Raw genomic sequence first — 11,514 nt, 5'->3', positions numbered from 1 at the left:
AAGGAAGTGATTAGATGGCTATCCCATCTATTTCAGTATACAAAATGCCAGTTGAATCAGAACTACCAAAAAATAAAGTGAACTGGACGCCAGATCCGAAACGTGCGGTTCTTCTAATCCATGACATGCAAGAATATTTTCTTGATGCATATAGCGATAAAGAATCACCAAAAGTAGAACTCATTTCAAATATTAAGGTGATAAGAGACAGATGTAAGGAACTTGGCATACCAGTTGTTTATACAGCACAACCTGGCGGACAGACGTTAGAACAACGAGGGTTATTACAAGACTTCTGGGGTGACGGTATTCCTGCTGGACCAGATAAAAAGAAAATTGTCGATGAACTTACTCCTGATGAGGATGATATATTCTTAACAAAATGGAGATATAGTGCATTTAAAAAGACAAATCTATTAGAAATTTTAAATGAACGGGGAAGAGATCAACTTATTATTTGCGGTATTTATGCGCATATTGGCTGCCTTTTAACAGCTTGTGAAGCATTTATGGATGGTATAGAGCCGTTCTTTGTAGCAGATGCAGTTGCTGATTTTTCACTAGACCATCATAAACAAGCATTGGAGTATGCATCTAATAGATGTGCAGTAACGACATCAACAAACTTACTGTTAAAAGATTTACAAAGTGTAAAAAGTGATGAGAGTGAAGGAATCACTTTACAGGAAGTGCATGAACTAGTTGCACAACTACTTCGTGAGCCAGTAGAGAGTATTGATATTGATGAGGACTTACTAAATAGAGGACTTGATTCGGTCAGAATTATGAGTTTAGTAGAGATGTGGCGTCGCGAAGGGAAAGAAATAACTTTTGCAGATTTAGCAGAACGTCCAACTGTTTCCGATTGGTACAGTTTACTATCTTCACAGACAGCACAGGTGCTGTAACAAATAGACTACATAATAAAGGGGTAGTAAAGAATGCCTAATAGTCAAAAGGTTCGTCATTCGTTATCATCTGCGCAGACTGGTATGTGGTTTGCACAGCAATTAGATCCGCTTAATCCGATTTATAATACTGGGGAATATGTTGAAATAAATGGAAATATCAATCAAGAAATTTTCGAATTAGCAGTACGTAAAGTTGTAACAGAAGCAGAAGCACTACATGTTCGTTTCGAAGAGGATGAAATTGGCCCGTGGCAAGTTATTGAGAAATCGTCAAATTTTCATATGCATTTAATTGACGTTCGTAAAGAAGAAGATTCTGAAGAGGCTGCTAAAATATGGATGAAAAATGATTTATCTATGCCAGTCGATTTGAAAAGAGATACTTTATTTACTGAAGCACTTATTCAAGTTGAAAATAATCGTTTCTTTTGGTATCAGCGCATCCATCACATTGTGATGGATGGCTATGGATTTTCACTTCTAAGCCAAAAGGTAGCGAAAGAGTATACATCACTTATAGAAGAAACAAGAAAGAATGAAAAGCCATTTGGTTCTCTTGCAAAAATTGTACAAGAAGATATGGAGTATCGTGAGTCTAAACAATTTAAGGAAGATCGTACTTTTTGGTTAGAGAAGTTTGCAGATGAACCGGATGTCATAAGTTTAGCAGAACGAGCGCCGAGAACATCAAATGGATTTTTACGAGAAACAGCTTATTTATCCAGTTCGAGTACGAAAACTTTACTAGAAGATATCAATGTTTCGTTAACAAATTGGCCGGAATTTATTGTCGCTGTAACAAGTATTTATATGCATAAATTAACAGGTGCAAATGATATTGTTTTAGGTTTACCGATGATGGGGCGTCTCGGTTCTGCATCTATTTATACACCGAGCATGGTAATGAATTTAGTACCACTTCGTATTACAGTAACTCCAAATATAACTCTTGCGGAATTATTACAGCAAGTTTCTAAAGAGATTCGAGAAGTACGTCGTCATCATAAATACCGTCATGAAGAATTAAGAAGAGACTTAAAGTTACTAGGTGAAAATCAAAGGTTATTCGGGCCGTTAGTGAATGTGATGCCTTTTGATTACGGGCTTAATTTTGCTGGGAATCGTGGTATAACACATAATTTATCAGCAGGACCTGTCGATGATTTATCGATAAATGTTTATAAAGGTTTCGATGAAAATGAGTTAATGATTCATTTTGATGCGAACCCGGAGGTATATAGTGATTCGGAACTAGCATTGCATAAAGAGAGATTTATGAATGTATTAGAATTAGTGATAAATGATTATGAAAAAGACGTGTCGATTGGAAATATAAACATTACTCTTCCAGAAGAAAATCATAAAGTTTTATTCGAATGGAATGAAACTAAGGAAGCTGAGGATTTAATCACTCTACCTTTATTATTTGAAAAACAAGTACAAAAAAATCCAAATAAAATAGCGGTTACGTGTAACGGAGTAGACCTTACGTATAAAGAGCTAAATGAACGGGCGAATGAACTAGCTCACTATTTAGTAGAAGAAGGAATAGGGGCAAATCAGTTTGTAGCTTTAGTATTTTCAAGGTCAATAGAAATGGTAGTTAGTATGCTAGCAGTTTTAAAGGCTGGTGCAGCGTATTTACCGATAGATCCAGAATATCCAGCTGAGCGAATAAATTATATAGTAAATGATGCAAAACCAATTTATATCATCACACATTCATCTGTTTCATCTACTGTAGTTATAGAAAATGATATAAAAAAAATCGAATTAGATGGAGAAGAAACAGAACTAGCATTAAAAGCATATTCTCATAGGAATCTACCATTTAGAAATGAAGAATCACTTTTAAAGCCTGCGTATACAATTTACACTTCAGGCTCAACCGGAAATCCAAAAGGTGTAATTGTTCCTATGAAAGCTTTAAGTAACTTTTTATTGTCCATGGGTGATATGTTTTCACTAAATGAGAACGATCATTTAGTAGCAGTTACAACATTTGCGTTTGACATTTCTGCTCTAGAGATTTATTTACCTCTTATTAGTGGTGCAAGTTTAACAATTGCACAAAAAGAGGTAATTCAAGAGCCTTCTGCGTTAACGGCACTGTTACAAGAAGAAAGAGTGACAGTTATGCAAGCTACACCGACGTTATGGCAGGCGTTAGTAACTGAATATCCAGAAAGGCTACAAGGGTTAAATGTGCTCGTTGGTGGTGAAGCTCTTCCAGCCCATTTAGCAAATACATTAAAAGAATTAGGTTGCTCTATTACAAACTTATATGGACCAACTGAAACGACTATTTGGTCTACTGTCATGAACATTGATGAAAATGAAATCGGTATACCTCCTATTGGAAAGCCAATTTGGAGTACAGACGTGTATGTATTAGATGCAGGTTTACAACCAGTACCACCTGGAGTAATTGGTGAATTATATATTGCAGGGGAAGGGGTTGCGAACGGCTATTTAGGAAAACCAGAGTTAACGGCTGAACGGTTTGTTGCAGATCCTTATGGAAAACCAGGGAAGCGCATGTACCGCACAGGTGATCTTGTGAAATGGCGTAACGATGGTGTGCTGGAATACATGAGCCGAGCAGATCATCAAATAAAAATCCGTGGTTTCCGAATTGAATTAGCTGAAATTGAAATGGTTTTACAACGACATGAGTATATTCAACAAGCTGTAGTAATGGTACGAGAAGATCGCCCGAACGATAAACGAATCATTGCGTATATCGTTGCCGAAGGGGATGAAGGGATTAACCTTTCAGAAATTCGTACTTATGTTTCAGAAAGTTTAGCGAATTATATGGTACCATCGGCATTTGTTGTGCTAGAAGAATTACCATTAACGCCAAATGATAAGGTTGATAGAAAGAAATTACCTGCTCCTGATTTTAATGAAATGAACAAGGAGAGAGTTGCTAGAAATCCGAAGGAAGAAATATTATGTGATTTATTTGCAGAAGTACTTGGTGTTTCTCGCATTAGCATTGATGATAATTTCTTTGAAATGGGTGGCCATTCGCTTCTTGCATCTCGTCTAATGGCAAGAATTCGTGAAACGTTAAGTGTTGAATTAGGAATAGGAAAACTATTTGAATCGCCAACTGTTGCTGAACTTGCGAAACAATTGGATCAAGCAAAAACTGCAAGACCAGCTATTAAGAAAGTAAGTAGACCAAATGAAGTTCCACTTTCATTTGCACAGCGCAGGTTATGGTTCTTAAATTGTTTAGAAGGTCCAAGTCCTACTTATAATATTCCATTAGTCGTTCGTATTTCTGGAAAGTTGAACGAGGAAGCATTGCAAGGTGCCTTTTATGATGTAGTTGAGAAACATGAAACGCTTAGAACGATTTTCCCTAACGTATTAGGTAGTTCCTATCAGAAAATTTTAGATATAGAAAATTTAAATCTAGAAATGATACTAACAAAAACATGTAAAGATGAATTAGAAAGTGTGCTTGTAGAGGCGGTAAGATATAGTTTTAACCTTGATGTTGAACCAGCAGTTCGTCTGCAACTATTTACAGTGAATGAAAACGAACATGTATTACTAATACTATTGCACCATATTGTTGGGGATGGCTGGTCATTACAACCGTTAACGAGAGATTTTACAGCGGCATATAAAGCACGATGTCAAGGTAACAGAGTGCAGCTAGAGACACTTCCAGTTCAATACGCAGATTATGCACTTTGGCAACAACAGTTGCTTGGTGATGAAACTACAGAAGAGAGTCTTATTTCAACACAATTAGAGTTTTGGAAGAAAGAGCTAGAAGGTTTACCAGATCAGCTGGAGTTACCTACAGATTACCAGCGTCCAATTGAAACGAGTTATCACGGAGAAACAATTCATTTTCAAATAGATGCGGGTATGCATAGTAGGTTAGTAGAGCTTGCACGGAAAAACGGAGTTAGTTTGTTTATGGTGTTGCAAGCAGGACTTAGTGCGCTATTTACAAGATTAGGTGCAGGTACTGATATACCAATCGGTAGTCCGATTGCTGGAAGAAACGATGATGCACTCTCTGACATAGTTGGTTTATTTGTAAATACATTAGTGTTACGTACAAATACATCAGGAGATCCAAGCTTTAAAGAATTATTGAATAGAGTGAAGCAATCAAATCTTGCAGCTTATGAAAATCAAGATGTTCCATTTGAACGACTCGTTGAAGTGTTAAATCCAGTACGTACTCGAAATAGTCATCCGCTGTTTCAAGTTATGTTAGCTTTCCAAAATACGCCAGAAGCAACGTTTGATGCTCCGGATATAGAAGCGAACCTTGAAATTCAAAGCGTTGGTTCTGCGAAATTTGATCTAACATTTGAAATTAGCGAGAGTAACGGAGTTGATGGTACGCCAGACGGTTTAAACGGGTTACTAGAATTTAGTACCGATTTATATAAACGTGAAACGATTCAAAAATTGGTTGAACGATTCATTTTGTTATTGGATGATGCAGCGAAACATCAGGATCAATCAATTGGCACATTAGAAATATTAACTTTAGCAGAGCGAAATACAGTTTTAGAAAAGTGGAATGGTGGTTTTCAAATTGTACCTGAAATGACATTGCCACAATTATTTGAAAAGCAGGCTCATGTAAATCAAAATTCTATTGCTGTTGTCTTTGAAGATGAAAAGCTAACTTATGAAGAGTTAAATAGAAAAGCGAATAAAATAGCTCGTTTGTTAATAGCGAAAGGAATCGGTCCTGATCAACTTGTTGCTTTAGCGATGCCGAGATCTTTAAATATGGTTGTAAGCTTACTTGCTGTTCTTAAAGCTGGTGCGGGATACCTTCCGTTAGATCCGGATTATCCGTCAGATCGTATCTCATTTATGCTACACGATGCGAAACCATCATGTGTTTTAACAAATTCAGATGTGGAAATTGAATGTGATGAGGCACTAAAGATTTTAGTTGATGATGTGAACGTAATAGAAGAAATTGAGAAATATAGTGAAGACAATATAGATGAAATGGAGCGCATGAAGCCGTTATCTCCTTCACATATTGCTTACGTTATTTATACGTCAGGCTCAACAGGTAGACCGAAAGGGGTTATGATACCTCATCAAAATGTAGTAAGACTTTTAGGAGCAACTGATCATTGGTTCCAATTTGACGAGAACGATGTATGGACAATGTTTCATTCATATGCTTTTGATTTCTCGGTTTGGGAAATTTGGGGACCTTTATTATATGGTGGGCGTCTAGTCGTAGTACCACATACTGTAAGTCGCTCGCCGAAAGAATTTTTACAACTTCTTGTTAAAGAAAAGGTAACTGTTTTAAACCAAACTCCATCAGCGTTCTATCAATTGATGCAGGCAGATCGTGAAAATGAAGAAATTGGCCAAAAATTATCTTTACGATATGTTGTTTTTGGAGGAGAAGCACTTGAGCTAAGTCGATTAGAAGATTGGTATTGTCGACATTCTCATAACGCACCAAAACTTATTAATATGTACGGTATTACGGAGACGACAGTACATGTTAGTTATATTGAATTAGATGAAACAATCGTCTCTTTACGAGCAAACAGTTTAATTGGGTGTAGTATACCTGATCTTAAAGTGTATGTGTTAGACAACTATTTACAACCGGTGCCACCTGGAGTAGTTGGAGAAATGTATGTTGCAGGTGCAGGGCTTGCTCGTGGATATTTAGGAAGAGCAAGCTTAACTGCAGAACGTTTTATTGCAGATCCATTTGGTAAGCCAGGTACAAGAATGTATCGTACTGGGGACTTAGCACGTTGGCGTCAAGATGGGACGCTAGATTATATAGGACGTGCAGATCATCAAATAAAAATTCGTGGATTCCGAATTGAATTAGGGGAAATAGAAGCGGTAATAATGAAACATCCTAAAGTTGAGCAAGTAGCCGTTATTGTACGGGAAGATCAACCAGGGGATAAACGGTTAGTTTCTTATATCGTCGCATCAAATAATGAAATGATTGATACGAATGAAATGCGTAAGTATGCTGGAGGTAGTTTACCAGATTACATGGTTCCATATGCTTTTGTAGTAGTAAATGAGTTGCCTTTAACTCCAAACGGTAAATTAGATAGAAAGGCATTGCCGGCTCCAGAATTTATCGCATCATCTTCTAGTCGTGGACCAAGAACACCGCAAGAAGAAATGTTATGTGACCTGTTTACAGAAATTTTAAGTGTGCCGCAAATTGGAATTGATGACGGATTCTTTGATCTAGGTGGCCATTCACTTCTTGCAGTGCAGCTTATGAGTCGTATTAAAGAAGCACTTGGGGTTGAACTAAATATCGGAACTTTATTTGCAGCACCTACTGTTGCGGGTCTTGCTGAAAGACTTGAAGTGGGAAATGGACAAAGTGCACTTGATGTGTTGCTTCCATTACGAGCAAGCGGAGACCAATTACCACTATTTTGTGTACACCCAGCAGGTGGATTAAGTTGGTGCTATGCAGGACTTATGAAATCTTTAGGAACAGATTATCCAATCTACGGTGTCCAAGCACGTGGTATTGCTAAAAATGAAGAACTTCCAAAAAGTCTAGAGGAGATGGCGGCGGATTATTTAAAACACGTTCGTGAAGTACAGCCTCACGGACCATATCGTTTACTCGGTTGGTCGCTCGGAGGAAATGTTGTGCATGCAATGGCGGCGCAACTGCAAAATGAAGGGGAAGAAGTAGAATTACTCGTTATGCTGGATTCTTATCCAGGTCACTTCTTACCGAATACGGAAGCACCTACTGAAGAAGAAGCGTTAATCGCATTACTTGCTTTAGGTGGATACGATCCAGATAACATGGATGGTAAACCACTTACGATGGAAAGTGCAGTAGAAATACTTCGTAAAGATGGAAGTGCATTAGCAAGTCTTGAAGAAGAGACGATTTTAAATTTGAAAGAAACCTATGTAAATTCGGTAGGATTGTTAGGGAAATATGTACCGAAGGTTTATAACGGAGATATTTTATTCTTTAGATCTACTGTTATACCAGACTGGTTTGATCCTATCTCTCCAAATACGTGGCTAAATTATTTAAAGGGGCAAATTGTGCAACACGATATTGATTGTAGACATAAAGATTTATGTCAACCAGGACCACTTACAGAGATTGGACAAGTATTAGCGAAATATTTGCAGGATAAGAAAGGGGTAAGTACAGTATGACGAATCCGTTTGAAAATGATAATTACACATATAAAGTACTAAAAAATGAGGAGGGCCAGTATTCTCTCTGGCCTGTCTTTCTTGATGTACCTATTGGTTGGAATGTCGTGCATGAAGAGGCTAGTAGGAATGATTGTTTACAATATGTTGAAAATAATTGGGAAGATTTGAATCCGAAAAGTAATCAAGTGGGCGAAAAAATATTAGTAGGAAAACGATAATGAAGGCAAAAATAAATCCAAAAGTAGTTGTAAGCATCGTATATATAACAGCGATGTTTATGGCTGCGATGGATGCAACGATTGTGAATGTAGCACTCCAAACGATAAGTAAAGAACTACAAGTGCCTCCATCTGCAATGGGGACGGTTAATGTTGGGTATTTAGTTAGCTTAGCTGTTTTCCTTCCGATTTCTGGTTGGTTAGGAGATCGCTTCGGTACGAAAAGAGTATTTCTAACCGCTCTTTTCGTATTTACAACTGCGTCTGCATTATGTGGAATAGCGAATGATATTACTTCATTGAATCTTTTTCGCATCATGCAAGGTGCTGGCGGGGGGCTTTTAACACCAGTTGGGATGGCGATGTTATTCCGAACATTTTCACCAGAGGAAAGGCCGAAAATTTCACGGTTTATTGTGTTGCCAATTGCTGTAGCACCGGCAGTAGGACCAATTATTGGCGGTTTTTTTGTAGATCAAATGTCTTGGCGTTGGGCATTTTATATTAATTTACCGTTCGGAATCGTAGCGTTACTTTTCGGTCTACTATTTTTAAAAGAGCATATTGAAAAATCAGCTGGTAGCTTTGATTCTCTCGGTTTTGTTCTTTCTGCACCAGGATTCGCGATGCTTATCTATGCACTTAGTCAAGGGCCGTCAAAAGGCTGGGGTTCTTCAGAGATTATAAGTACTGGAATAGCTGGGATTGTATTCATTACATTGTTTATCATTGTAGAACTTAGAGTAAAGCAACCGATGTTAGATTTACGCTTATTAAAAGAACCAGTCTTTAGAAAAATGAGTCTTATTTCATTGTTTTCATCCGCTGGTTTACTAGGAATGTTATTTGTTTTTCCACTTATGTATCAAAATGTAATAGGGGGTTCCGCATTGGAATCAGGTCTTACGACATTCCCAGAGGCGATTGGGTTAATGATATCGTCACAGATTGTGCCATGGTCATATAAGAAACTAGGAGCTCGAAAGGTAATTTCTATTGGATTAATTTGTACGGCGATTATCTTTGTTTTATTAAGTTTTGTAAATCACGATACGAACCCATGGCAAATTCGGGCATTATTGTTTGGTATCGGTATTTTCTTAGGTCAGTCTGTTGGAGCAGTTCAATTTTCTGCATTTAATCATATCACGCCACCTTCTATGGGGAGAGCGACTACTATATTCAATGTGCAAAACCGTATAGGTTCAGCGATAGGAGTTGCTGTTTTAGCTAGCATATTATCTGGATTTGGAAGTAATGAAATACAGAATAATGCACAGTCAGATTTCTTACCATATCAAGCTGCATTAATTGGATCTGCAATATTTTTACTTATAGCATTACTATTTTCTTTACGTATTTCTGATAAAGAGGTAATGGCAAAGAAGAAAGAAAAAATGTTATCTGTATCAAAAAAAGAGAAAGTACTTGTCAATGAATAACAATTTACGTAAGCTTTTTTAATGAAAATTGATATTCATTGTATGAAGGAGAGTTTACATGATAGAAAGTAAAGTTGTAGATTCTATTCCAACTTTGACTGAGAATGATTGTCAAATATGGTGGGCAAGAATTTCAGATTTACAATCATGGCATTACAATTTACTAAACGATGTTGAACGAGAGAAAGCAAATTCATATCATCATTCGGCAGATCGTGCACGATTTATAATAGGTTGTGTAATTAGTAGGTTAGTTCTTGGTAAAATACTTTCTATGTTACCAGTTCAAGTGCCAATTGATAGGATGTGCCCAGTATGTAAGTTACAACATGGCAGACCGCAATTACCAAAAGGAATGCCACAAATATCTGTTTCACATTCGGGTGAGTGGGTTGTTGTTGCATTTACAAAGTCTGCACCTGTAGGCGTTGATGTTGAACAAATGAATCCAAATGTAGATGTTATGAAAATGGCAGAGGGCGTATTAACAGACATTGAATTAGCACAAGTTATGAAGTTACCTAATGAACAGAAAATAGAAGGTTTTTTAACATATTGGACTCGAAAAGAAGCGGTACTAAAAGCGACAGGTGAAGGACTAATGATTTCACCAGTAGGTATTACTGTATCAGCTCCAAATGATCCTCCAAATTTGTTAGTTTTTAAGGATAGGCAAGAATTAGTAGAAAATACAATGATGGCAGATATAAGGCCTAGTGTAGATTATATGGCTACAATTGCAATATTTAGTAAAGAAGTAACTGAAATCACACAGTTAGATGCAGTAGCGCTTTTAAATTATAAATAAGTTAAATAAAAAATCTTATAGAAGAGGTGTTCCTCATGTTAGTAGCGGAAAATAGAACAAATGAATTCACTTATAATGTACAAGCAATTAAAAATATTTTATTTTCTGGAGATACATCATCTATTCATGCTTTAGAAAAGCTTTTGAATGATACAGTTCAGTTTGATGTTCTCGAACAAGAGGTACTTGATAGACAGTACATCCCGAAAGAAGCAAAGAATTTCTTTGATAAAAATGGAACATTTCTTTACCGTGTATCCAATGTTAGTTATAAAGGAAAAGTGTTATCTGAAAATCTAATTTTTGCGGACACTTCGTTTTTACCAAATACAATTAAGAGGGAATTAGAGAGTGGAAATATTCCAGTTGAAAAACTTATAGAAAAGATGGAAGTAAGAAGAAACGTATTATACGAAGGATATCAGCCATCTGGGAATATTATTGAATTGTTTGATGGATGCTCTGTTACGGCGAATGTGTATCCAACTAGAAAATATCAAATTGTAAGTAATTGCAAATGTATATTTTATATTTGTGAAGTGTATCATGCTGAGAATATAAAGGAATTACTTAAATAAAACAAGAAACCAGCCTATAAAATGGCTGGTTTCTTGTTTATTTCACAGCTTCTTTTAACTCTTTACCAGCTTTAAATGCTGGAACTTTACCAGCAGCGATTTGAATTTCTTCGCCAGTTTGTGGATTACGTCCTGTACGAGCAGATCTTTCGCGCACTTCAAAAGTTCCAAAGCCGATTAATTGAACTTTATCGCCAGATTGTAATGCAGTAGCAATTGTGTCAAATACGGATTGTACCGCTGCAGAAGCTTCCTTTTGAGAAATATCAGCGGATTGTGCCACGTTTTTAACTAATTCTGTTTTGTTCATGTTTTCACCTCATAAAAAGTTTTTTAGAATGAATGTTTTAGTATAATGGATAG

The 11,514-nt window shown here is 36.7% G+C and carries 7 protein-coding genes; 6 read left to right on the top strand and 1 reads right to left on the bottom strand.

Annotated features, from left to right (window positions below):
* Positions 1-14 precede the first annotated feature (14 nt).
* Genes ACUN0F_RS21620 through ACUN0F_RS21595 form a run of 6 tightly spaced genes read left to right on the top strand, consistent with a single transcriptional unit; the run spans position 15 to position 11,151 of the window.
* On the top strand, positions 15-908 hold the full coding sequence (locus ACUN0F_RS21620; RefSeq protein WP_264462967.1) for an isochorismatase family protein: 894 nt from the start codon (positions 15-17) through the stop codon (positions 906-908).
* 33 nt (positions 909-941) lie between these two features.
* Positions 942-8,102, top strand: a complete 7,161-nt coding sequence (locus tag ACUN0F_RS21615; protein ID WP_445540132.1) for an amino acid adenylation domain-containing protein — start codon at positions 942-944, stop codon at positions 8,100-8,102.
* A complete protein-coding gene (locus ACUN0F_RS21610; RefSeq protein ID WP_000184069.1) occupies positions 8,099-8,323 on the top strand; it encodes an MbtH family protein in 225 nt (74 codons plus the stop codon). The genes ACUN0F_RS21615 and ACUN0F_RS21610 overlap by 4 nt, the downstream gene beginning before the upstream one ends.
* Entirely contained in the window at positions 8,323-9,765 is a 1,443-nt protein-coding gene (locus ACUN0F_RS21605) for an MDR family MFS transporter (RefSeq protein ID WP_445540131.1), read from the top strand. Before ACUN0F_RS21610 ends, ACUN0F_RS21605 begins: the two co-directional genes overlap by 1 nt.
* Before the next feature lie 58 nt (positions 9,766-9,823).
* Positions 9,824-10,573 (top strand): 4'-phosphopantetheinyl transferase Sfp, encoded by a 750-nt coding sequence (sfp, locus tag ACUN0F_RS21600; protein WP_264462970.1) that lies wholly within the window; start codon positions 9,824-9,826, stop codon positions 10,571-10,573.
* A 35-nt stretch (positions 10,574-10,608) separates the two neighbouring features.
* Positions 10,609-11,151 carry a hypothetical protein gene (locus tag ACUN0F_RS21595; protein WP_000959140.1) on the top strand — a complete coding sequence of 181 codons (543 nt, stop codon included), beginning with the start codon at positions 10,609-10,611 and terminating at the stop codon, positions 11,149-11,151.
* 37 nt (positions 11,152-11,188) lie between these two features.
* Here ACUN0F_RS21595 and ACUN0F_RS21590 read toward each other — a convergent pair whose 3' ends face one another.
* Positions 11,189-11,461 carry an HU family DNA-binding protein gene (locus tag ACUN0F_RS21590; RefSeq protein ID WP_001043960.1) on the bottom strand — a complete coding sequence of 91 codons (273 nt, stop codon included), beginning with the start codon at positions 11,459-11,461 and terminating at the stop codon, positions 11,189-11,191.
* Positions 11,462-11,514: the final 53 nt, after the last annotated feature.

The organism is Bacillus sp. 1A (genome assembly GCF_052682215.1).
The sequence above is the reverse complement of the archived record's forward strand: the minus strand, read 5'-3'. Positions and strand labels throughout refer to the sequence as shown.

Bases quoted from the DNA above. Each gene is read 5' to 3' on its own strand.
- ACUN0F_RS21620 (WP_264462967.1), top strand. From the start codon at position 15: ATGGCTATCCCATCTATTTCAGTATACAAAATGCCAGTTGAATCAGAA.
- ACUN0F_RS21615 (WP_445540132.1), top strand. From the start codon at position 942: ATGCCTAATAGTCAAAAGGTTCGTCATTCGTTATCATCTGCGCAGACT.
- ACUN0F_RS21610 (WP_000184069.1), top strand. From the start codon at position 8,099: ATGACGAATCCGTTTGAAAATGATAATTACACATATAAAGTACTAAAA.
- ACUN0F_RS21605 (WP_445540131.1), top strand. From the start codon at position 8,323: ATGAAGGCAAAAATAAATCCAAAAGTAGTTGTAAGCATCGTATATATA.
- sfp (WP_264462970.1), top strand. From the start codon at position 9,824: ATGATAGAAAGTAAAGTTGTAGATTCTATTCCAACTTTGACTGAGAAT.
- ACUN0F_RS21595 (WP_000959140.1), top strand. From the start codon at position 10,609: ATGTTAGTAGCGGAAAATAGAACAAATGAATTCACTTATAATGTACAA.
- ACUN0F_RS21590 (WP_001043960.1), bottom strand. From the start codon at position 11,461: ATGAACAAAACAGAATTAGTTAAAAACGTGGCACAATCCGCTGATATT.